Source organism: Octadecabacter algicola, from assembly GCF_021532625.1.
In the GTDB taxonomy this organism is placed as follows: Bacteria; Pseudomonadota; Alphaproteobacteria; order Rhodobacterales; family Rhodobacteraceae; genus Octadecabacter; species Octadecabacter algicola.
In genome coordinates this window covers 138697-162270 of record NZ_JAKGAR010000002.1, presented here as the reverse complement: position 1 = coordinate 162270, position 23574 = coordinate 138697, and the positions used below count along the sequence as shown (strand labels likewise).

The 23574-nt window shown below is 56.1% G+C and carries 21 protein-coding genes; 15 read left to right on the top strand and 6 right to left on the bottom strand.

The window, feature by feature from the left end; translation table 11 throughout:
• Positions 1–5 precede the first annotated feature (5 nt).
• Both rpmE and L0666_RS07575 read left to right on the top strand, forming a co-directional pair.
• Positions 6–227, top strand: a complete 222-nt coding sequence (gene rpmE, locus L0666_RS07580) for a 50S ribosomal protein L31 (RefSeq protein ID WP_235259906.1) — start codon at positions 6–8, stop codon at positions 225–227.
• Positions 228–346: 119 nt separating this feature from the next.
• On the top strand, positions 347–682 hold the full coding sequence (locus L0666_RS07575; protein WP_235259904.1) for a cupin domain-containing protein: 336 nt from the start codon (positions 347–349) through the stop codon (positions 680–682).
• A 104-nt stretch (positions 683–786) separates the two neighbouring features.
• On the opposite strand, the gene L0666_RS07570 is transcribed toward L0666_RS07575, so the two are convergent.
• The 3 genes from L0666_RS07570 to L0666_RS07560 form a co-directional block, all read right to left on the bottom strand.
• Positions 787–2277 carry an inorganic phosphate transporter gene (locus L0666_RS07570; RefSeq protein WP_235259902.1) on the bottom strand — a complete coding sequence of 497 codons (1491 nt, stop codon included), beginning with the start codon at positions 2275–2277 and terminating at the stop codon, positions 787–789.
• 83 nt (positions 2278–2360) lie between these two features.
• Positions 2361–2822 carry an NUDIX hydrolase gene (locus L0666_RS07565; RefSeq protein ID WP_235259900.1) on the bottom strand — a complete coding sequence of 154 codons (462 nt, stop codon included), beginning with the start codon at positions 2820–2822 and terminating at the stop codon, positions 2361–2363.
• Between the two features lie 70 nt (positions 2823–2892).
• Positions 2893–4206: a DEAD/DEAH box helicase gene (locus L0666_RS07560; RefSeq protein WP_235259898.1), complete on the bottom strand. Its 1314-nt coding sequence runs from the start codon at positions 4204–4206 to the stop codon at positions 2893–2895.
• 372 nt (positions 4207–4578) lie between these two features.
• On the opposite strand from L0666_RS07560, the gene L0666_RS07555 reads away from it, so the two are divergent.
• Positions 4579–5388, top strand: a complete 810-nt coding sequence (locus tag L0666_RS07555; protein WP_336246275.1) for a division plane positioning ATPase MipZ — start codon at positions 4579–4581, stop codon at positions 5386–5388.
• On the opposite strand, the gene L0666_RS07550 is transcribed toward L0666_RS07555, so the two are convergent.
• The 3 genes from L0666_RS07550 to L0666_RS07540 all read right to left on the bottom strand — a co-directional run bounded on the left by L0666_RS07550 (position 5385) and on the right by L0666_RS07540 (position 8472).
• Entirely contained in the window at positions 5385–5837 is a 453-nt protein-coding gene (locus tag L0666_RS07550; RefSeq protein WP_235259890.1) for a hypothetical protein, read from the bottom strand. The two genes, L0666_RS07555 and L0666_RS07550, sit on opposite strands and share 4 nt — an antisense overlap.
• A gap of 89 nt (positions 5838–5926) precedes the next feature.
• On the bottom strand, positions 5927–6319 hold the full coding sequence (gene cueR, locus L0666_RS07545; RefSeq protein WP_235259889.1) for a Cu(I)-responsive transcriptional regulator: 393 nt from the start codon (positions 6317–6319) through the stop codon (positions 5927–5929).
• A complete protein-coding gene (locus tag L0666_RS07540) occupies positions 6319–8472 on the bottom strand; it encodes a heavy metal translocating P-type ATPase (RefSeq protein WP_235259886.1) in 2154 nt (717 codons plus the stop codon). Before L0666_RS07540 ends, cueR begins: the two co-directional genes overlap by 1 nt.
• A gap of 181 nt (positions 8473–8653) precedes the next feature.
• Between L0666_RS07540 and L0666_RS07535 the strand changes: the two genes are divergently transcribed.
• The 12 genes from L0666_RS07535 to L0666_RS07480 all read left to right on the top strand — a co-directional run bounded on the left by L0666_RS07535 (position 8654) and on the right by L0666_RS07480 (position 23549).
• Positions 8654–10042, top strand: a complete 1389-nt coding sequence (locus L0666_RS07535; RefSeq protein ID WP_235259883.1) for an aminotransferase family protein — start codon at positions 8654–8656, stop codon at positions 10040–10042.
• A 102-nt stretch (positions 10043–10144) separates the two neighbouring features.
• On the top strand, positions 10145–10624 hold the full coding sequence (locus tag L0666_RS07530; protein WP_235259880.1) for a hypothetical protein: 480 nt from the start codon (positions 10145–10147) through the stop codon (positions 10622–10624).
• A 112-nt stretch (positions 10625–10736) separates the two neighbouring features.
• Positions 10737–12707, top strand: coding sequence for a trypsin-like serine peptidase (locus L0666_RS07525; protein ID WP_235259879.1), 1971 nt, complete (start codon positions 10737–10739; stop codon positions 12705–12707).
• 49 nt (positions 12708–12756) lie between these two features.
• Positions 12757–14220 carry a MocR-like pyridoxine biosynthesis transcription factor PdxR gene (gene pdxR / locus L0666_RS07520; RefSeq protein WP_235259877.1) on the top strand — a complete coding sequence of 488 codons (1464 nt, stop codon included), beginning with the start codon at positions 12757–12759 and terminating at the stop codon, positions 14218–14220.
• 100 nt (positions 14221–14320) lie between these two features.
• Positions 14321–16102: a sulfoacetaldehyde acetyltransferase gene (gene xsc / locus L0666_RS07515; protein WP_235259875.1), complete on the top strand. Its 1782-nt coding sequence runs from the start codon at positions 14321–14323 to the stop codon at positions 16100–16102.
• A 72-nt stretch (positions 16103–16174) separates the two neighbouring features.
• Positions 16175–17110 (top strand): phosphate acyltransferase, encoded by a 936-nt coding sequence (locus L0666_RS07510; protein ID WP_235259873.1) that lies wholly within the window; start codon positions 16175–16177, stop codon positions 17108–17110.
• Positions 17107–18156 carry an acetate/propionate family kinase gene (locus tag L0666_RS07505; protein ID WP_235259871.1) on the top strand — a complete coding sequence of 350 codons (1050 nt, stop codon included), beginning with the start codon at positions 17107–17109 and terminating at the stop codon, positions 18154–18156. Before L0666_RS07510 ends, L0666_RS07505 begins: the two co-directional genes overlap by 4 nt.
• Entirely contained in the window at positions 18156–18917 is a 762-nt protein-coding gene (locus L0666_RS07500) for a sulfite exporter TauE/SafE family protein (protein WP_235259868.1), read from the top strand. Before L0666_RS07505 ends, L0666_RS07500 begins: the two co-directional genes overlap by 1 nt.
• A 12-nt stretch (positions 18918–18929) precedes the next feature.
• Positions 18930–21764 (top strand): molybdopterin oxidoreductase family protein, encoded by a 2835-nt coding sequence (locus tag L0666_RS07495; protein ID WP_235259866.1) that lies wholly within the window; start codon positions 18930–18932, stop codon positions 21762–21764.
• Complete coding sequence (locus L0666_RS07490; RefSeq protein ID WP_235259865.1) at positions 21761–21901, top strand: hypothetical protein; 141 nt, start codon at positions 21761–21763, stop codon at positions 21899–21901. The genes L0666_RS07495 and L0666_RS07490 overlap by 4 nt, the downstream gene beginning before the upstream one ends.
• A complete protein-coding gene (locus L0666_RS07485) occupies positions 21898–22677 on the top strand; it encodes a 4Fe-4S dicluster domain-containing protein (protein ID WP_235259864.1) in 780 nt (259 codons plus the stop codon). The genes L0666_RS07490 and L0666_RS07485 overlap by 4 nt, the downstream gene beginning before the upstream one ends.
• Positions 22677–23549, top strand: coding sequence for a dimethyl sulfoxide reductase anchor subunit family protein (locus tag L0666_RS07480; RefSeq protein WP_235259862.1), 873 nt, complete (start codon positions 22677–22679; stop codon positions 23547–23549). Before L0666_RS07485 ends, L0666_RS07480 begins: the two co-directional genes overlap by 1 nt.
• Positions 23550–23574 lie beyond the last annotated feature (25 nt).

Genomic DNA, 23574 nt, shown 5'->3' with positions numbered 1-23574 from the left:
TCGAGATGAAAAAAGATATTCACCCAGATTACCACATCGTCGAAGTCAAACTGACAGACGGTACTGCGTACCAGATGAAATCCACATGGGGCGCCGAAGGCGACTCTATGCAGCTGGACATTGACCCTACCGTGCACCCTGCATGGACAGGCGGTAACTCCCGCTTGATGGACACGGGTGGTCGTGTTTCCAAGTTCAAGAAAAAATACGAAGGTCTGGGCTTCTAAAGCACCTACCTTTTGGAAAAAGAAAACGCCGCTCCTACTTGGGGGCGGCGTTTTTCGTTTGGGATCGTTAATGCACTGGCGCATGATGCATCGAACCGACCTATCACCGGAGAAATCACATGGCTTTCGCAACGTTCATAGATAGCTTCCCCTCCCTCGATGTGCCAATCCCTCAAACTACGGTCACAACCAAGGCTATCGCATCGGATGCTGGGCTTGTTGTGTTCTTCACGTTCCACGAAGACTTCGAACTACCGCCCCATTCTCACAAAGGCCAATGGGGAACGGTCGTCATGGGGCAGATTGAGTTGACCATGGATGGAACGTCCAAGGTTTACGGACCGGGCGAAAGCTACGACATTCCTTCCGGCATGGTGCACAGCGTTAAAGTCAAATCTGGCACGCAAGCTATCGACGTATTTGAAGAAGGCGACCGCTACGGCCTCAAAGACTGACGTCCGAATGCATTCACTATTCTTGTGTCGAACAGAAAAGGGCCGCCCCAGATAGGGCGCCCCTTCAAATAGTTTCTTGAATACATTCGTACCGGTAATTGGGATTACGCCCCCAGCACTGCGTTCAGCACAAAGAAGATCACGGCGGACAACAGCGCGGCAGCTGGAACTGTGATGACCCATGCAGCGATGATCGTCAGGAAGTGCGAGCGGCGTACCAGCTTACGGCGACGGCGTTCTTCTACGGAGTAGATAGGCTTATCCGGCATCGCCGCACGGGCGTTGCGCAAGCGACGCTCTGCGTCCCATTCACGGAAGAACCCGACGCCAAACACACCACCAACAGCGATGTGTGTGGAGCTTACGGGCAGGCCCAGCCAAGAAGCCACGATCACTGTGATGGCTGCGGACAGCGCCACACAATAGGCACGCATCGGGTTCAGTTTGGTGATCTGGCTGCCGACCATGCGGATCAGTTTTGGCCCAAACAGGAACAGACCGAACGAGATACCAAACGCACCGATGACCATCACCCAGAACGGGATGCCGAACGAATGCGTGAAATCACCGGATTGCGAAACCTGCACGATCGCCGCAAGTGGTCCAACCGCGTTCGCAACATCGTTGGCGCCATGTGCAAAGCTCAGCAATGCCGCAGACACGACCAGCGGAATACCAAACAGAACCTTGAGAGATTTGTTGCGGTTTTCCAGACCTTCGGATTGCTTTTTGATAACTGGGATCATCACCATCCAGACCAACACGGCAATCGCCAAGCCAATCAACAGCGCAGTCGGCATGTCGATTTTGATGATTTTCTTAAGGCCCTTGAGCGCCAAATAAGCGCCGAAAGCCCCCGCCATAATTCCCACAAGAACAGGAACCCAACGACGCGCGGCTGCAATCTTGTCGTCTTGATAGATGATACGAGATTTGATGATGAACAGGAAAAACGCAGCAATCGCGCCGCCCAAAACAGGCGAAATCACCCAAGACGCAGCAATCGCGCCCATGGTGCCCCAACTGACAGCGCCAAAACCCGCCGCCGCAATGCCAGCACCCATCACGCCCCCAACGACCGAATGTGTCGTGGAAACGGGTGCGCCGACGAAGGTCGCAAGGTTAACCCACAACGCAGCAGACAAAAGCGCGGCCATCATAGCCCAGATGAATGTTGTCGCAGTGCCCATGCTTTCGGGCGCGATGATGCCTTTGGCAATGGTGGACACAACGTCCCCGCCCGCAATTAGGGCGCCTGCGCTTTCAAACACGACGGCAATACCAATTGCGCCGCCCATGGTAAGCGCGTTGGCACCCACAGCTGGCCCCATGTTGTTGGCGACGTCATTCGCGCCAATGTTGAGCGCCATGTAAGCGCCCAAACAGGTAGCAACGATCACAACCATAGAATTTGTAGATTGGCCGAAGAACAGCGCAGCCGCCAAACCAGCGAGCACAATAAACACCAGCGAGATCCCTGGACCGACCATCGGGCGGGCCACATACTGTGTCGCGACTTCTAATGTTGAATAGCGTGCCAGATCTCGGTCTAGCGTTTCAAGGTGGCGTGCGTCGCCCTTGTTATCGTCACTCATTGGTTCCCCCCGCATTAAGTGGGATCACCTGTGACAGCGAGTCGCCTAAATTTCAATCCCGCAAGATCGCGTAGCCAGCAGAGTTAATCGCCAATTACGCTCAGAATCGACTTTAATTCAGGTTCATCGACCAGTTCTGCCGCTTCTTCAGGGGTGGCCCATTTACGTTCGCGTTGGCCCGCCTCAGGGAAGTCATTGGCGAGATTGTCGACTTCGACCGAGTAAACAAGCGTCTCAACCGGAACCGGAAGACCAGAATTCATGACCTTATCGTAGCTGTAGCTGCCAATAGAGGTGCTATCCGCCCGACCGTTTTCAACGCCCGCTTCTTCCCATGCTTCTTGTGCTGCGGCTTCAGCCGAGGCGAGACCATTGATGGGCCATCCTTTGGGGATGATCCAACGGCCCGTTCCGCGGCTGGTGACCAACAGAACCTCTTTGCCGCGCTTGGACTCGCGATGGCACAGAGCCGCCACCTGAAGCTTTTTCGGGCGACGGAACATGGGCGCGACATAGTCACGAAGAAACGTATCTACTTTGGACATCTACTACTAACTGCCAGTTTTTGTTTTATTATTTGCCAACAATATAAGTAGATGCCCGCCGAATTGCAACTTAGGCGCTCGGCTTGCGCGGTTTGCGGCGTCGGTTGCCGCCGCCAGGCTTACCGCCACCAGGATTGCCACCGCCACCCTGAGGGCGTCCGCCACCGGGTTTGCCGCGTCCTTTACCACCACCGCCGCCGAAACGACGACCACCGCCACCCCCGCCGCGTTTAGGCTTGGCTTCTTCTTCGTCGCGCGCCCAAGGGCGGCCACCAGCAACGGGGATATCCGCCTTCATCGCCTTTTGAATGTCGCGCAGTTCGCCCATTTCGTCTGGCGCACAGAATGCAATCGCCATCCCTTCGGCACCGGCTCGTGCGGTACGGCCGATCCGGTGGACATAGTTTTCAGGTACGTTCGGCAAGTCGTAGTTATAGACGTGCTTTACCTCTGGAATATCCAGACCACGGGCCGCAACATCCGTCGCCACAAGAATTTTCACCTTGCCGGCTTTGAAATCGGTGATCGCGCGGTCACGCTGGCCTTGGCTTTTGTTGCCGTGGATCGAAGCAGACTTAAAGCCCTTCTTTTCCAGCAATTTATGAAGCTTTTCAGACCCGTGCTTTGTGCGACCAAAAACAATCGCCCGTTCATCGCGGTGTTTGTCGATCAGTTCCAACAACAGGTCAGTCTTTGCTGCCTTGGCAACGAAATGAACGGATTGTTCGATCCGATCGACGGCTTTACCCGGTGCATTCACTTGCACCCGCATCGGGTTATCAAGGAAGGCCCCTGCAAGTTCAGCCATCAGTTTTGGCATTGTCGCGGAGAACAGCATTGTTTGACGCGGTGTGGCCAACAGCGGAGCGATTTGGCGCAGCGCATGGATGAACCCCATGTCGAGCATTTGGTCAGCTTCGTCGAGAACGAGGAATTTGGTGTCGTCCAAGCGCACGGCCTTGCGGTCCAGCAGGTCAATCAGACGGCCCGGCGTTGCGACCAACAAGTCAACACCGCGTTCCAGCTTTCGGATTTGGCCAACGATGCCAGCACCACCAACGACCAACATCGTCTTAAGGTGTGTGCCTGTTGTGTAAGCCGCGAGGTTCTCTTGAATCTGTTTTGCCAACTCACGGGTTGGGGCCAAAATCAGCGCACGGGCTGTTTTCGGGTCAGGCTTACCCTGTTCTTTCAAAAGCATATCAATCATCGGCAAGCCAAAGGCCGCCGTTTTACCACTGCCCGTTTGGGCAAGGCCCATCACGTCGCGGCCGTTCATAGCATGCGGGATGGCTTGGGCTTGGATCGGCGTTGGATCAGTGATCCCTTGGCGTTCCAGTTCTTTAATCAGTCGGGGCGCGAGGCCCAGCATATCGAAATCCATGTATTTTCCTTGGATCGGGGCGGACACATCAGCACCCGCGTAAAAATGTCGCCACAGGCCCGAACGGCCGCGGCATCGCAAAAGGGATGCGCCAAAGGCTCGCGGTGGGCCGAATGCCCATGCCTAACAAAATCGAGGCCCGCCGACTGGCGCGGCGCCCCTGCGTGATGGTGGGAACCTTTGGCTGATACTCCTGTGCGCCCCATTTGCTTTTCGGGGCGCCTGCTCACGCGGCAGCCGGTATCAGACCTGAGGGCCAAATGGGGCCTATATGCCCACAAGTCAATCCCTCTTTGCCTTGCGTCCCGCCGCGCCTATAGTTACGCCACGCACTTCGGACAACGATCCGGATCAACAAAGGGGCAAATGGCAGTGGCACATATTATCGTCGTGGGGAACGAAAAGGGCGGCGCGGGTAAATCAACCGTATCGATGCACGTAGCAACAGCCCTTTCACGCATGGGCCATAAGGTTGGCACGCTTGATCTGGACTTGCGCCAGAAAACGCTGGGCCGCTATGTGACCAATCGTCAGAAATACATGGCCGAACAGGGTTTGGAACTGCCAACGCCCACGTACCACGACCTCCCCGAGGTAGATCCTGCAACCTTGCGCGATGGTGAGAACATCTTTGACCACCGCTTATCTGTTGCGGTCGCGGGTTTGGAACCTGACAATGATTTCATCCTGATCGATTGCCCAGGTAGCCACACGCGCCTGTCCCAAGTCGCGCATTCGCTGGCGGACACGTTGATCACCCCATTGAACGACAGCTTCATCGATTTTGACCTGTTGGCCCACATCGACAGCGACGGTGAAACGATCACCGGTCCTGCCGTCTATAGCCAAATGGTCTGGAATGCGCGTCAGCTGCGGGCGCAGGCAGGTTTCGAACCCATCGATTGGGTTGTCGTCCGAAACCGGATGGGCGCGCAGAACATGGTGAACAAACAAAAGATGGAAGCCGCGATTGAAAAACTATCCAAGCGGATCGGCTTTCGCACGGCACCCGGGTTTAACGAGCGGGTCATCTTTCGTGAATTGTTCCCACGTGGCCTGACCTTGCTGGACCTGCGCGATTTGGGCGTAAAAGGTCTGAACATCTCGAACGTCGCAGCCCGCCAAGAACTACGCGACCTGATCAAGGCGCTGAACTTGCCGGGTGTCACCGTCGATTTCTAAGCTGGGTTAAGGCCCGTTGCCGATGAACCCATAAAATCGGACAGTACAGCGGCCAGCCCCAACAGGAACAGAACCCCTACAAATACGATCAGCATTTTTCGTATTCCGAATCCTGCACTGGTTTTTGGAACTACGTCGTCCGCGTCGGTCGCCTCGTAGGCGTGGATCGGTTCGGGGGTGTTCGGTGATAAGTCTTGGGTTTCGGACGGTGTGTCCGTCGGACGGGAATGCAGCACGAACACGCCCAATGCAGCGAACCCGACACCGCCAGCGATTTTTGCCATCAACCCGAAAATAGTGGTCGCGCCAATCGAAACCTTTTCGAGGAGGCCCGAACCAATCCCAAATGATTGCATGAAAGCCCCTGCAACCAAGACGGCAAGAGCTATCATGCCAAGCACCAGCGGCGCGCGCGCGATCATTCTATCGTTTGCAAAACTAAGTGCCATCAAAACCGCTCCTTACGAAAAAACCGGCCTCAGTTTGCCAAACATGTTAGGCAAAATTTAGGCGCATTCGAGTCGTTTTTTCGCGGAACTTACTTCGCAGGGCCTTGCAGACGGTCGATAATCGGGCAATCGGGCCGGTCATCCCCAGCGCAGGTTTCCACAAGATCGGCAAGAGTTGCACGCATGGCTTCCAACCCTGATATTTTGCTTTCGATCTCGGCGAGATGCTGTTTTGCAATGGATCGCACGTCGCCACTGGCGCGGTCTTGGTCTTCCCAAAGCGCCAGAAGGTTGCGGCAGTCCTCAATCGAGAACCCAAGGCCGCGGGCCTGCGCCAAGAAGGTAAGTTTGTGCAAATGCGCCGCATCGAAGTCGCGGTAACCATTGACAGCGCGGTCCGGCGTGACCAACCCGATATCCTCATAGTAGCGGATCGTTTTGGCGGGCAGTCCCGATTTTTCTGCTGCGTCTTTAATGTTCATCAGACTCCTCCTTTGACCCAACGCAGCCGCAAGGCATTGCTAACCACCAACACACTGGACGCCGCCATCGCGAGGGCGGCCAGTTGTGGCGACAGCAGGCCGAGCGCGGCCACGGGCACCAATACGACGTTGTAGCCAAAGGCCCAGCCAAGGTTTTGCCAGATGTTTCGAATGGTGCGTCGGCTGATTTCAACGGCCCGCAAAACGCCCAGCGGGTTGCCCGAGACCAGCACCACATCTGCGCTTTCAACAGCTACGTCGGTGCCATCACCCATGGCTATGCCGACATCCGCCGTTGCTAATGCAGGCGCGTCGTTGATGCCATCCCCCACAAAGGCGACCGTACGATCACCTTTTTGGAGTGCACGAACCGCATCGACCTTCCCCTCAGGAAGCACGCCCGCGACGACCTGATCGATACCCAATCGTGCGCCAAGCGCGTCCGCAGCGGCCTGCGCGTCGCCAGAAATCATCACAACCTCAACCCCGCGATCCTGCAGCGCTTGTACGGTTGCAGCGGCTGTCTGCTTTGCCTCGTCCTGCAAAGCCAGAATGCCTGCGACCTGTCCGTCTATTGAAACATACACAGGTGTCAGGCCAGCGGTTGCCGTTATTTTATCGTGAGTCCCGAAACGTTCCATCATTGCGGCGTTACCGATCACAATTTGGCGCCCATCAACGGTTCCTGTCACCCCGTGACCGGGAATGGTTTCCACATTCTCAGCGTCGGGCAACACCGTATTGGCAAAGGCAACTATGGCGCTTGCTAATGGATGGTTGGAAGCACTTTCGACAGCGGCAACGGCAGCGAGATCAACATCAGACAGCGTAGAAGAGACCACAGCAGGTTTGCCCATCGTTAAGGTCCCAGTCTTATCAAACGCCACAACATCAACGCCGTGTAGCGCCTGCAACGCATCACCACGTCGGAACAACACGCCAAGGTCCGCTGCGCGACCTGTGCCAACCATTATCGACGTCGGAGTGGCCAACCCCATGGCACAAGGGCACGCAATGATCAGCACAGAGACACCCGCAACAAGAGCTTGCGGTAAAGTGCCAAACAAGAGCCACGTCAAAGTAGTCACCATTGCGATGGCCATGACTGCGGGCACAAACCAAAGAGTGATCTTGTTGACGAGGTCTTGCACCGGCAATTGCGCGCCCTGTGCCTCCGTGACCATGGCGATGATCCGCGCAAGCATCGTGTCCGACCCTACTGCGCGAGCCTCCATCACGAGGGTAGATGTACCGTTGATTGTGCCTGCAACCAGATGATCATCAATGGCCTTATCAACAGGCATCGGTTCGCCCGAAATCATGCTTTCGTCGACATACCCCGCGCCCTTGCGCAGCACACCATCAACCGGAATCCGCCCGCCCGCCGCGATGTGAATCACATCGCCAATTTGGACAGCATCAAGCGGGACATCTTCTAGCGTGTCGCCCCTTTCGACGCGAGCAGTGTCAGGGCGCAAGCCGATAAGTCGTTTGATTGCGACCCCCGTGCGTCCCTTGGCGCGGGCTTCAAGATAGCGGCCCAGCAGGATCAACGTCACGATCACGGCGGCGGCTTCGAAATAGACGGCGACAGACCCCTCGGGCAGCCACTGGGGGCGAAATACCGAAACGGTCGAATAGGACCAAGCGGCTGTGGCCCCGAGCACAACCAGAGAATTCATATCTGGTGCACGGCGCAACAAGGCGGGCACGCCTTTACGGTAGAATGACAGGCCGGGGCCGATCAGAACAAGCGTCGCCAATGCGAATTGTATCAGCCAACTGTTCTGTGTCCCAAGAACCCAAGCAATGAAATGGTGGACGCTCGGAAACACATGTCCGCCCATCTCAGCCACAAAGATTGGAAGTGTCAGGGCCGCCGCAATTAAGGTATTGCGCAATAAGGCAGGCGTTTCGTCGACGTTATCTTGTGGCAAATCACCAGCGGCCAAAGGTTTGGCTGCATACCCTGCTCGTGTGGACGCGGCCGCTATTTGGGCCGCAAGTTTCGCAGGCGCATCCACTGTTGCTGTGTGATCCGCCAAGTTCACATTCGCCGAGATCACGCCTTCGACCCCAGCCAGCGCCTTCTGGGCTCGCGCAGCGCAGCCGCCACAGGTCATTCCTTCAATCTCGAATCGTAGAGTTGCCATGGGGGATCCTTGTTTATGCAGGTCATATAGAGGTTCCAGTTACAGGAAGGTCAAGACCCGCTTGGCAATCGCCCAATTGGACCTATGAGCGGTAGGTAGCTGGCCCTATCTGCCGCACAACAAAACCGTGATAGTTTTGGAACCACCCCTTCAATGCCCCTGATTCCAAACGGAGGTCCCAATGGACGGAATGACTGCAAACGACCTGAGCCACGTAGTTGACGCCGATCGCGCCCACGTTTGGCACCACCTTGTTCAGCACAAGCCCTTTGAAGACGGCGAGCCGCGGATCATCGTCGAAGGCAAAGGCATGCGCGTTTGGGACCAACACGGCAAAGAATCCATCGACGCCGTGTCTGGCGGTGTTTGGACCGTCAATGTTGGCTATGGCCGTGAAAGCATCGCAAATGCCGTCCGCGACCAAATCCTGAAGATGAATTTCTTCGGTGGCACGGTCGGATCTATTCCGGGTGCTTTGTTCGCGGAAAAGCTGATGTCCAAAATGCCGGGAATGACGCGGGTCTATTACGCGAACTCGGGCTCCGAAGCGAACGAGAAAGCCTTTAAGATGGTGCGCCAGATCGCGCACAAACGTTACGGCGGCAAGAAACACAAGATCCTCTATCGGGACCGTGATTATCATGGCTCTACAATTGCCGCGATGTCGGCGGGTGGTCAGGATGAACGCAACGCGCAGTACGGCCCTTTTGCACCGGGGTTCATTCGCGTGCCCCACTGCATGGAATACCGCAAGCATGAACAGGATGGCGCGCCGGACGAGAACTATGGCGAATGGGCTGCAAACCAGATCGAAGAAGTGATCCTGCGCGAAGGCCCTGATACAGTCGGCGCATTGTGCCTTGAACCTGTCACTGCGGGTGGCGGCGTGATCGAAGCACCCGAAGGCTACTGGCCGCGCGTTTCAGAAATCTGCAAGAAGTACGACATCTTGCTGCATATCGATGAAGTTGTCTGCGGCGTTGGCCGCACTGGGAAATGGTTCGGATATCAGCACTATGATGTCCAACCTGATTTCGTGACGATGGCCAAAGGTGTGGCCTCTGGCTATGCGGCGATTTCGTGCTGTGTTACCTCTGAAAAGGTATTCGAGCTGTTTAAGGACGACCCGTCCGATCCGCTGAACTACTTCCGCGATATCTCGACATTTGGCGGCTGCACGGCAGGTCCTGCCGCGGCGCTTGAAAACATGCGGATCATCGAAGACGAGAACCTGTTGGAAAACACCGTCGCCATGGGCGATCGTATGGTGGTGAACCTGAAAGCGCTCGCTGAAAAGTACGATGTGATCGGGGATGTTCGCGGCAAAGGGCTGTTTGTTGGTGCTGAATTGGTCGTGGATCGCACAACCAAAGAGCCAATGGACGAAAAGCGCGTGGGCGCAGTTGTCGCCGATTGCGCCAAGAATGGTGTGATCATCGGGGCGACAAACCGCTCAGTGCCGGGCAAGAACAACACGCTATGCTTTTCGCCTGCATTGATTGCCACCGCAGACGACATTGACCAGATCACCGACGCCGTTGGCAACGCCTTGGGTCGCGTTTTCGGCTAGCAGCAAAACTAAGTTTGGCAAGGGGCGGGTTCACTACTGGACCCGCCCTTTGGTTTTGAGCATGGTGGGCGCACAGTTTTTAATACCTTGAAAGGTTCCCTCATGTTTCGGTCTCTCCTCATATTGCTTACCTGCGTTATCGCCTTGCCAGCGCTTGCAAATGACAGCTGCGAATTCGCCAACGACAATGAATGTGACGAAGTGCGTTACGGTGGTATGGGCTACTGCGACGATGGAACAGACACCACCGACTGCACATTGCTCAGCGCTGGGATTAACGATGATAGCTGTTCCTTCGCAAATGATGGCGAGTGTGACGAATACCGCTACAACGGGTCCGGCGCATGTCAGGATGGATCTGACGCGACAGACTGTGCAGCTTGGCAAGTCGACCGTGAGGCGACGTTCCTTGAACGCGCTGCAGGACTTGGTGTGGCTGCCCCTGTCGTAACATTGCTGGGCGATAACTCATGCCGTTGGTCTTATGACGACGAATGTGATGACCCGAATTTTGGCGGCACCGGCGCGTGCGATGCAGGCACCGACGCAATGGACTGCGTAGCGGCTAAGCCTGTAAACTAAGGCCCGAAGCGCACGACGCTCCGGATTTTCAATTGAGGGCTGGGTTCTTAGTGGACCCAGCCCTTTGTTTTGCCCATGATGAACCAATTCAAGTTAGACAATAGGTTTTCTTATGCTTCGATATTTCATCATCCTCGTGACATTTGTGATCGCGCTTCCGGCTAATGCCCAAGACAGCTGCGAATTTTCCAATGACAATGAATGTGATGAAGTTCGATACGGCGGCCAAGGCTATTGCGATGATGGCACGGACACCACCGATTGCCGTTTGGTCAGCCAAGGCATCTCGGATGACAGCTGCCAATGGGCGAACGACGGCGAATGTGATGAGTTTCGCTATGGTCGCGGCGGGGCCTGTCTGGATGGGTCTGACACGACAGACTGCCTGCAGTGGCAAGCGGATCGGGAACGAAATTTCATGGAACGCGCCTTGGCTCTCGAGCTTGAGAATGACGTGATCCGCAGCCTTGGCAACAACACCTGCCGCTGGAACAATGACGACGAATGCGACGACGGGAACCTCGGCGGAACGGGTGCGTGTACACCCGGAACAGACGCAAGCGATTGTATCGCTTTGGTGAACGGCTCCGCAGGAGCGGCTGATGGTGACAATTCCTGCCTATATGCCAACGACAATGAATGCGACGAAGCGCGGTTCGGCGGCGGTGGATATTGCGCTGACGGCACGGACGCGAATGATTGTAGCGCTGGCGAGGCCAACATTTCCGAGACCCCCACAGGCGGCCCCGGAGATACATGCGAATACGCAAATGACAACGAATGCGACGAGCTCCGCTACGGCGGAGGCGATTATTGCGCCGAAGGCACAGACACCACGGATTGCCGTCAACTGGCCGCCGGCCTTGATGATGACAGCTGCCAATGGGCCAATGACAACGAGTGTGACGAATTGCGCTACGGTGGTGGCGGCGCATGTGTAGACGGGTCGGATTCCACTGACTGTAACAACTACGGCAACTCGCCCGAGGCACTGGCGCGTCTGCTGGAATTGGTCCCAGATACGTTGCGCGCCCAATTGGGCGATGACAGCTGCGAATATGCAAATGACGCGGAATGCGATGATGTGAACTTCGGCGGGACTGTTTATTGTACGCCGGGTACGGATGCGTCCGATTGCCGAGCGATGGCGCTGGGCGGTGAAGATTCGTGTCGCTGGGCCAATGACAACGAATGCGACGAACCCGGTATCGGGACGAACAATTGCACATCCGGAACCGACGTCACAGACTGTGCCGATGTGGCCTATCTTCGCAACCGTACGGACACTTGCAGCACCGCTTTTGATGGTGTCTGCAACGAGGCCATCGGCGGCGACAACACGTGCGAAGCATTCACGGACACGGCCGATTGCCTTGGCCGATCACGTCCGGCGGGTTTGGAAAATCACTTCTTTGGGCGTGATGATCGCTTCCTAGTCGATGCAACCCAAATGCCTTGGCGGGCGATCGGGTCGATCGACGGGTATTGCACAGGTACGCTTGTTGGGCCGTCTTTGGTTCTGACCGCAGCACACTGTGTCTTTGATGAAGACAACCACCTCATCACACCGGATTTCTTCTATGCAGGTCAGTCCCTTGGCAACAACATGGGCGAAGCCAAGGTGCGCAGCGCCTATGCCTTCCCCGGTTACACACCGGATTCGGCCCCAGCGGGCGGTGGCAACGGCGACGATTGGGCGTTGCTTGAACTCGCCTCACCGCTTGGCGACCAAGTTGGATATTTGAACGTCCATGAATTGACAGCGACGGAACTGACACAGATCGGCCGTTCCGGATTGATCGTAAATCAGGCTGGGTATTCTTGGGACACGGGCGACAACCTGTCTGGCAATAGTGGCTGTCGCATCGTTCAAGCCTTCAACGACAGTTCCGTTCTGCATGAATGCGATACAGCGAAAGGAGACAGCGGATCGCCATTCTTGTTGAACCTGAATGGGGAATGGAACGTTGTGGCACTCGACAGTCAGTTCTTTGACGCAGAAGATGAAAAATCACCATTCGGCCAAGCCAACCTTGCAGTTGATAGCCGTGCGTTTGCCGCTGAAGTTGCTGCGCGCCAATAAGGCAATAAGACCAGTTTACGCGACACATGGAGCCAGATAAACTGGTCCCATGGCTCTTCCTGTTGAAACCTTTTTCTTAGAATCCAATGCAGAGGGAACCCTGCAAACCCAAATCCGCCAACTGGTCGCTGAGGGCATCCTTTCAGGCCGTTTTCGTGCGGGAGAAAAGCTCCCCTCGTCGCGTAAATTGGCACACCACCTTGGCGTAAGCCGCATCACTGTCACCTTGGCGTTCACGGAACTTCTTGCGGATGACTATATCGTGGCCAAGGGTCGGTCTGGGTATTTTGTGTCCGAAAACGCCCCTGAACCTCCAGCCTTTCCCGCCACCGCAAGCGAGAACAGCACAGTCGATTGGTCCCGTGCAATCGGCCAAAAATTCACGACGGACGATAGACTGACGAAACCATCTGACTGGGCCAGCTATCGTTACCCGTTCATCTACGGACAAGCCGACCCTACCCTATTTGATACAGCCAACTGGCGGCTTTGCGCGCTCGAAGCATTGGGCCGCAAAGATTTCGGCGCCTTGACGGCCGACTATTTTGATAGTGATGACCCGAAACTGCTCGATTTCATCGCGCGTCAAACTCTGCCGCGTCGCGGTATCCTCGCGAGGCCAGACGAAATCCTGCTGACGCTTGGTGCGCAAAATGCGCTATGGCTCACGGCGCAAGTTTTGCTAACACAGCGCCGTACGGCGGCTATAGAAGATCCCTGCTATCCGAACCTACGCGGCATTCTTGAACAATCGCGCTGCCACCTGCACTCAATTCCAGTGGATCGTGATGGGTTGCCACCTGATGCACTTCCTGATGGCACAGATGTTGTTTTCACAACCCCAAGCCACCAATGCCCGACAGCGGCGACCATGCCGATGGCACGGCGCAGGGCCTTACTCGACAAAGCGGAAGCCGATGATTTTCTCATCGTTGAAGACGACTATGAATTCGAGATGTCCTTTCTCAAGCCCCCATCACCCGCATTAAAATCGCTCGATCAGAATGGGCGGGTCATCTATGTCGGCAGTTTCTCGAAATCGATCTTTCCGGGTTTACGGTTGGGCTACCTCGTGGGGCCTGCGCCATTTATCCGCGAAGCGCGCGCCCTTCGGGCCTCCGTTTTGCGCCATCCACCAGGCCACATTCAGCGCACGGTTACTTATTTCCTGTCACGTGGACACTACGACGCCCTTGTTCGCCGCATGAGCCGCGCCTTTCACGATCGACGTAAAGTGATGGATCAAGCCGTAGAAGACCACGGCCTTACCGTTGCTGGCGCAGGAAGCTTTGGCGGGTCGGCGCAGTGGATGCGTGCGCCCGATCATATTGATACAGCGGAACTTGCCGAACGGCTGCGCCCCAAGGGCGTCCTAATCGAACCCGGCCAGAAGTTTTTTGCCGGTGAGAATGCGCCGCAGAATTATTATCGACTTGCGTATAGCTCGATCCCGTCCGCCCGTATCCCGGAAGGCATCGACATTCTGGCGCGAACTCTGCAAGAGATGGGGTAAGAACAGCCAAGTGGCCATAAGCGGGCCGCCCAACTGGACCTAACCCAAACCCGCCAAAAACCTTACCTTCGCAACAAGCTTGGACACAGGGGATTCCCATATGAAAATGACGACCGAAGAAGCCTTCGTAAAAACACTCCAGATGCATGGCATCGATAACGCCTTTGGGATTATCGGTTCCGCAATGATGCCTATTTCAGACATTTTCCCTGACGCAGGGATCAAGTTCTGGGACTGCGCCCACGAAACATCTGGCGGCATGATGGCTGACGGTTTCACGCGCGCAACTGGTAAGATGTCCATGATGATCGCGCAAAACGGTCCCGGTATCACCAACTTCGTGACAGCTGTTAAAACAGCCTATTGGAACCACACACCTGTTCTTCTTGTGACACCGCAAGCCGCGAACAAAACAATCGGTCAGGGTGGCTTCCAAGAGATGGAACAGATGAACCTGTTCGCCGATTGTGTCGCCTACCAAGAAGAAGTGCGCGACCCGTCCCGTATCGCCGAAACGCTGAACCGCGTTATTATGCAAGCCAAACGCGCCTCCGCGCCGGCTCAAATCAACGTTCCACGTGATTTCTGGACACAGGTCATCGACATTGAACTGCCTGTCATCGTGGACTTTGAATTGCCACAAGGTGGCGAGGCTGCCGTGCAAGAAGCGGCTGATCTTTTGTCCAATGCGAAATTCCCTGTGATCCTGAACGGCGCTGGCGCAATCCTGTCCAAAGGCGGGATCGAAGCCTCCCGCGTTCTGGCCGAGACTTTGGATGCTCCTGTTTGTGTTGGTTACCAGCACAACGATGCATTCCCCGGCAATCACCCACTGTTTGCTGGTCCATTGGGCTACAATGGATCCAAAGCTGGCATGGAGTTGATCAAACAGGCCGATGTTGTGCTGTGCCTTGGTACCCGCCTGAACCCATTCTCCACCCTGCCCGGTTACGGCATGGAATACTGGCCGTCCGAGGCCAAGATCATTCAGGTTGATATCAACCCTGACCGCATCGGTTTGACCAAGAAAGTCACAGTCGGAATTGTTGGTGATGCAGCTAAGGTGGCATCCGGCATCGCGGCAAACCTGTCTGACAGCGCAGGCGACGCAAACCGCAGCGCCCGCAAAGACACCATCGCACAAACCAAATCCGCATGGGCACAAGAACTGACATCCATGACGGACGAGGCCGACGATCCGGGCACCACTTGGAACGAACGCGCACGCAACGCCAAGCCAGATTGGATGGCACCGCGCATGGCGTGGCGCGCTATTCAGGCCGCTTTGCCTGTTGAGGCAATCATCAGTTCTGACATCGGCAACAACTGTGCGATCGGCAACGCCTACCCGTCCTTCAATGACAGCCGAAAATATCTGGCACCTGGTCTGTTCGGACCGTGTGGCTACGGCCTGCCGTCCATCGTTGGTGCCAAAATCGGCCGGCCTGATGTTCCGGTGGTTGGTTTTGCTGGTGACGGTGCGTTCGGTATTTCCGTCAACGAACTGACAGCGATTGGCCGTGGCGAATGGCCTGCGATCACGCAGATCGTATTCCGCAACTACCAGTGGGGCGCGGAAAAACGCAATTCGACCCTGTGGTTTGACGACAACTTTGTCGGCACTGAGCTAGACGAAGATGTGTCCTACGCTGGCATCGCTAAGGCATGTGGCCTCAAAGGCGTCGTTGCGCGCACACAAGACGAGCTGACAGCGGCTTTGGATCAAGCGATCAAAGACCAGATGGAAAACGGCATCACCACTCTGATCGAAGCAATGATCAACCAAGAGCTTGGTGAACCATTCCGTCGCGACGCTATGAAGAAGCCTGTAAAAGTTGCAGGCATCAGCAAAGACGACATGCAAAAGCAGCCGCTTGCGTAACTGGCCTTGAAAGATAGGTTCGGGGTAGAGAACTCCACCCCGAACCGCCCCCATTGAAAGGCCCGCGTTTTCATGTCCGAGTATCCGTTTCTATCCGCCCAATCACCTGTTGCCCCGCAACGCCTTCTGGATCAGGCGCGTAGCCTGCCTGTGCCGCGCGTTGCACTCGTAAATGCGGGGGCTGTCACGCCGCTTGCTGGTATTAAAGAAGCAGCCGAAGCAGGCCTCGCAAATCCAATCTTAATTGGTGATGAGGCAAAGATTCGCGCCGCCGCCGAAGAGATCGGCTACGATATTTCCGACCTGCCCGTGATCCATGCGCCCCACGCAGAAGCCGCCGTCAAGGCCGCCGAGCTCGCCCGCGAAGGCGAAGCTGACGCGATCATGAAGGGTCAGGTCCACACTTCGACGTTCCTCAAAGGGCTACTGCCGTCCAAGGCGGGCCTGCGCGAAAAGGGCACACGCTGTGGCCATGTTTTTCACATCACGGCACCTGGGCACGACCGCCCGTTGCTGCTGACCGATGCGGCGCTAAACGTCGATCCAAGCATCGAAACACGGCAGGCGTGCTTGACCCATGCCGTTAAGCTTTCCAAAATTCTTGGAACACAGCGGCCAAAGGCGGCACTGTTGGCCCCAACAGAAGACCCAATCCCCTCGATAAACAACACAATGGAAAGTGCCGCGATTACGGCCTGGGCAAAGGATCATTTGCCCGATGCGGATGTTGCTGGCCCCATTGCCATGGACTTGATCCTCTCAAAGGAAGCAGCCGCTGTGAAAGGGTATGAAAACCCTGTCGCCGGAGACGCAGACATCATCATGACGCCCAACATCACAACAGGAAACGCGGTTTTCAAATTGATGGTGCTGGGCATGGGCTGCTGCGCAGGTGGTATCGTGATGGGAGCCAAAGTCCCGATCCTACTTACATCCCGTAGCCAAAAAGCGCCCGCGCGTTTGGCATCGGCGGCGCTGGGCGTCGTATTGGCGGGGGCAGCTGGATGATTCTGGTTCTCAACACCGGATCGTCTTCTATTAAGGCCGCAATCTTTGACGGTACCCTTACTGAAATTGCAGGCGCGACCCTCACCGGATTGGGGGACGCAGATGGTGACGCTGTCCTGTCAGTCACAGGGCAAAAACAGACTGTCGCGGCCCATGATCATGGGGCTGGCATTGCTGTCATTCTTGATGCGCTTTCTGGGCACGAGATTACAGCCGTTGCTCACCGCGTCGTGCATGGCGGCACAAAGCTGACCGCACCAACACGCCTAACTGACGCGGCTATTGCTACGATCGAGGCGAATGTACCGCTTGCCCCGCTACACAATCCCCCTGCCTTGGCGGGCATCCATGCGATGGCAACCGTACGCCCTGACCTGCCGCAGTTTGCTAGCTTTGACACCGCGTTTCACGCCACACAACCCGATTTGGCGACCACCTATGCCTTGCCCAAAGCCCAGCGCGACGCGGGCATACGACGTTACGGGTTTCACGGGTTGTCTTATGCATCAATGGTGGATCATTTCGGCGCTGGTATTCCCAAGCGCCTTCTGGCGCTTCACCTCGGCAATGGCGCATCTCTCTGTGCGATCCTTGATGGTAAATCTGTTGCCACATCCATGGGATACTCCCCCCTCGAGGGGCTGACCATGGGCACGCGCACGGGCTGCATTGATGGTATGGCCGTGCTACGGATCGCGGAAGAGATTGGGATCGACGCGGCGGGTACCCTTCTCAACAAACAATCAGGTCTTAAGGGGCTCGCTGGGACGAACGATATGCGCGACTTGCTGGCGTCTGACGGCACTGACGCACAGTTTGCGGTTGATCATTTCTGTTACTGGGCGGCGCGCCATGCGGGAAGTGCGATTGTCGCAATGGGCGGTATCGACGCTGTGGCGTTCACCGGCGGCATTGGTGAAAACAGCGCACCTATTCGCGACCGTATAATGGCGCATTTGAGCTTCTTGGGCGATGTTCCCTTTCATACCGTAGAGGCCCGCGAAGAGCGTCAGATCGCGCAAGATGCGATGCAGGTCACCACTTGATGGACTGGATTCTAGAGACAACGGAGCTTAGCCGAGACCATTTCTTCATTCTTGTTGGACTGACCCTGTTGGCTGGGATCGTACGTGGGTTCTCGGGCTTCGCATTGTCTGCAATGGTTATGGCCACAGCCGTCGTTATCCTGCCCCCGATTGAGCTGATCCCAATGCTGTGGTGGCTGGAAATGTCAGCATCACTGCTGATGATGAAAAACGGCTGGGCCGAAGCAGACCGCCCAATGGCTTATGGCCTCGTGATCAGCGCATTGATTGGCTGGCCAATTGGATTGTGGCTTACGTTGTCTCTTCCGGTTGAGACATCAAAGGCACTGGCGCTCAGCGTTATTGTTGTTCTTGCGATCAGCCAGCTGGCCAAAGTGCGGTTGTCTTTCTTGGCAAGCAAACCGGGTCTTTATGGCACGGGTATTGTCGCCGGAATTGTGTCCGGTGTTGCCCATGTCGGCGGCATGGTCGTGGCGTTTTACGTTCTCGCTGCAGATCAATCTGCCCGTGTGATGCGGGCCTCGCTTGTGCTCTATTTGTTTCTTGGCTCCGCATCGTCGATGGTTGTGCTGCTGCTGTTTGGCGTGATGGATTTCTCTGGCGCAGCACGCGGTTTGGTCTTTGCAGGCCCAACAATGTTTGGCGTTCTTTTAGGGCAACAGCTCTTTACCGAACGGCTATCAGCCTACTATCGTCCATTTTGCCTTATCCTTTTGATCGGTCTCGCGTCTGCTGGGCTCATCCGAACACTTGTTAGCTAGAGGTTTCTTTCAATGCCCAAAGACCAGCCAAACCTCGACACGTCGCCCCCCGTCTCTGATGAGGTGCGTAAGACGACCTGCTACATGTGCGCGTGTCGGTGCGGCATCAATGTCCACATGAAGGATGGTAAAGTTGCATATATCGAAGGCAACAAAGACCACCCCGTCAACCGAGGCGTTCTTTGCGCCAAAGGTTCGGCAGGGATCATGCAGGTTAACGCGCCGTCACGCCTAAAAGCGCCGCTGAAACGGGTCGGTGAACGCGGGTCGGGCGAGTTTGAGGAAATCAGCTGGGAAGAAGCCCTAACATTGGCCACTGAGTGGCTGGAACCTATCCGCAAGGAAGCCCCCGAAAAGCTAGCGTTCTTCACAGGGCGCGATCAGTCGCAATCGTTTACGTCATTGTGGGCGCAGGGGTTCGGCACACCGAACTACGCCGCACATGGTGGGTTCTGTTCGGTGAACATGGCGGCGGCGGGCATCTATACGATGGGCGGCGCATTCTGGGAATTTGGCCAACCCGATTGGGACCACACGAAGATGTTCGTGCTGTTCGGGGTCGCCGAAGACCACGACAGCAACCCGATCAAAATGGGCATCGGCAAGATCAAAGACCGCGGCGCACGTATGGTTGGTGTCAACCCGATCCGCAGTGGCTACAATGCCGTGGCGGACGATTGGTTTGGCATCACTCCGGGCACGGACGGGCTGCTAATCATGGCATTGATCCATGAGCTGTTTAAGGCGGGCAAGCTCGACCTTGATTACCTTGCTCGGTTCACCAACGCGTCCTGTCTTGTGAATGAGGACACTAAGTCAGACCAATTCGGCCTGTTGATGCGCGATGATGATGGCGAACCGTTGGTAATCGATCGCAACACCGGTCATCTTGCTCCATGGAATGGCCAAGGGGTCGAACCTGACCTTTCAGGCACCCACCGCGCGGCTGGTGTTACACATCGCCCGGTTTTCCACCTCATGGCAGATCGTTTTCTTGATCCAAAATACGCCCCCGAGGAAGCCGCCGACAAGACCGGTATTTCAGCATCTCGGATCAAACGGCTTGCCGCGGATATGGCCCGCGTCGCCTTTGACGAAGAAATTGTGCTGGACCGTTCGTGGACGGACTTTCGCGGCAAGAAGCACGACAAGATGGTGGGCCGGCCTGTGTCGATGCACGCTATGCGCGGGATTTCAGCACACTCGAACGGGTTCCAGACGTGCCGTGCGCTCCATACTTTGCAGATCATCCTTGGGGCAGTCGAAACCCCCGGCGGGATGCGGTTCAAACCGCCCTATCCCAAGCCCGCAACCGCACACCCAAAACCCCACGGCAAAGTCACACCAGGGGCCGCTCTCAATGGGCCACACCTTGGTTACCCCCATGGCCCAGATGATTTGATGCTGCACGAAGATGGTTCCGCCATTCGCATCGACAAGGCCTATACGTGGGAAAACCCTCTCAGTGCGCATGGCATGATGCATATGGTCATTTCCAATGCCCATGCAGGTGATCCGTACAAGATCGACACGCTGTTTATGTATATGGCGAATATGTCGTGGAATTCTTCGATGAACACGACTGGCGTCATGGAAATGCTGACGGATAAGGATGAGAACGGCGATTACGTCATCCCTCACATCATATACTCAGACGCCTATTCATCCGAAATGGTCGCCTATGCCGACCTGATACTGCCGGACACGACCTACCTTGAGCGCCACGATTGCATCAGCCTGTTGGATCGCCCCATCAGCGAAGCCGACGGCGTGGCTGACGCGATCCGTTGGCCCGTGGTCGAACCCGACCGCGATGTGCGCGGCTTTCAATCCGTACTTTGCGAACTCGGTGCGCGACTTGGCCTTACTGGCTTTGTGAACGAAGACGGCAGTCAAAAATACGAAGACTACGCAGATTACATCACCAACCACATCCGCCGCCCCGGAATCGGGCCTTTGGCGGGTTGGCGCATGGGCGAAGATGGGCTGCAAGACGGTCGTGGAGACCCCAATGAGGGTCAGTTGGACAGCTACATCCAGAACGGCGGTTTCTGGGTCTCTCACGTCCCAGAAGAGGCGTCTTATTATAAGCCCTTCAACATGGCCTACCAAAACTGGGCAGTAGAAATGGGGTTCTATGATTCCGTTCAGCCCTACATTTTCACCCCCTACGTTGAACCGCTTCGCCGTATGCAATTGGCCGCCGAGGGTCACGGACGCGTCCAACCACCGGATCACCTGCGCCAGCAGGTAAAGGACACAATGGACCCGCTGCCGATCTGGTATGCGCCGCTGTCAGACGAAATGATCGACTGTGACGAATACAACGTCCACGCGCTAACCCAGCGCCCGATGGCGATGTATCACTCATGGGGAACGCAGAACGCTTGGCTACGCCAAATCCACGGACGCAACCCATTGTATGTGCCAACCAAGATCTGGGAGGCCAACGGGTTTGAGGACGGCGATTGGGCCAAAGTTACCAGCCCATCCGGTACCATCACCGTCCCCGTCGCCCATATGGCGGCCCTGAACGAAAACACTGTCTGGACATGGAACGCCATTGGCAAACGCAAAGGTGCATGGGCGCTGGACAAGGACGCCCCCGAAACCAAAGAAGGGTTCTTGCTGAATCATCTGATCCACGAATTGCTGCCTGCCAAAGGTGACGGCATGCGCTGGTCCAATTCTGATCCGATCACCGGCCAAGCCGCATGGTTCGACCTGCGCGTTAAGATCGAAAAGACAGACGCCCCAGCGGCTGACCAGTCCAAACCGGAATTCTCACCACAAGAATCCCCCGTTGGAAAAGGGCCCAAATCACAGGCATGGAAGGTCGGCAAATGATCCGCACCCTGCTCCTCATCTTCGCCTTCCTCGCCTTGATGATTGGATCGTTCATCTGGTTCGTCGCCACATGGGACGCCAGCAAGGAAGAACCCGTCAGCTTGATCCGACCCATTCAATTAGGGGCCACCACATGACAACGCTTCCCACATCAACGGACCGTAAACTCGGGCTTGTGATTGACCTTGATACCTGTGTCGGGTGCCATGCCTGCGTCATTTCCTGTAAAGGGTGGAACACAGAAAACTATGGCGCGCCCTTGTCAGACCAAGACCCATATGGCGCGAATCCGACCGGCACGTTTCTGAACCGCGTGCATTCCTATGAAATTCAGCCCGAGGCGGCCCCCGCTCAGCTGATCCACTTCCCTAAATCCTGCCTGCACTGCGAAGACGCCCCATGCGTCACCGTCTGCCCGACAGGGGCCAGCTACAAGCGGGTCGAGGACGGGATTGTTCTGGTCAACGAAAGCGATTGTATTGGCTGTGGATTGTGCGCGTGGGCATGCCCGTATGGCGCCCGTGAGATGGATGCCGAAGAAAAGGTCATGAAGAAATGCACGCTGTGTGTGGACCGCATCTATAACGAAAACCTACCCGAAGAAGACCGTGAACCTGCCTGCGTGCGCACCTGCCCTGCAGGCGCACGTCACTTTGGTGACTTCGCAGATCCTGACAGTAATGTCTCGCAATTGACCGCGCAACGCGGCGGTATGGACCTGATGCCAGAGATGGGTACAAAACCCGTGAACAAATACCTGCCACCACGGCCCAAGGACCAATCCCTTAAGGAAGAGGTCGATATCCTCGCCCCATTCCTTGAACCCATCACAGAGGCCCCCAAGGGTTTCCTTGGTTGGCTAGACAAAGCACTCGATGCCATGCCCGGCGGCCCTAAAGGGGGATCAAACTGATGCATCCAGCACCTTCTGTTATTCTGTTTTCCACGATGTCCGGCGCGGGCTTTGGCCTTTTGGCATTCCTCGGTCTTGGCCTACCCGTTGTCACAGGTGGGTTAGCATTTGGATATTTCGCGTTAGCCTATCTACTGGCGGTGGGCGGGTTGATTGCCTCGACCTTCCACCTTGGTCATCCTGAACGCGCGATGAAGGCGTTTAAGCAGTGGCGCTCCAGCTGGTTGTCACGCGAAGGTATTTGCGCCGTCGCTGCGCTGGTTGTCATGGCGATCTACGGCGCGGGACTAGTGTTCTTTGGCACCCGTATCGGGCTGTTAGGGACCATCGGCGCAATCCTCTCGTTTGGGACCGTTTTCACGACCTCGATGATCTACACACAAATCAAAACGGTTCCGCGTTGGAACAACACGACGACCCCTGCAATGTTCCTTTCCATCTGTATTGCTGGTGGCGCCTTGTTGGCCGGAGAGGTCAAATTCGCTGTACCATTGCTGATCCTCGCTGCCGCAGCCCAAATCGGGCATTGGTTGTTTGGGGATCGCGCCCTAGCAGAAAGTGGGACAACATTGGCGACCGCAACGGGCCTTGGCGCACGCGGTGAAGTTCGTGCCTTTGAGCCGCCACACACAGGCACCAACTACCTGCTGAACGAGTTCGTTTATGTGATCGGACGTAAACATGCTTTGAAACTTCGCATCATTGCGTTGATCCTGATGATTGCTGTTCCGCTTGCCTTGGTTCTTCTTGGGCAATCGTTTATCTTTATTGCACTGGCCGCGATCAGCCACCTTGTCGGTGTTTTTACCGCACGTTGGTTATTCTTTGCACAAGCCGAACATGTCGTCGGATTGTATTACGGAAAGCGGTAGCAGCGCTTAGTCGTCTGTTAACTCG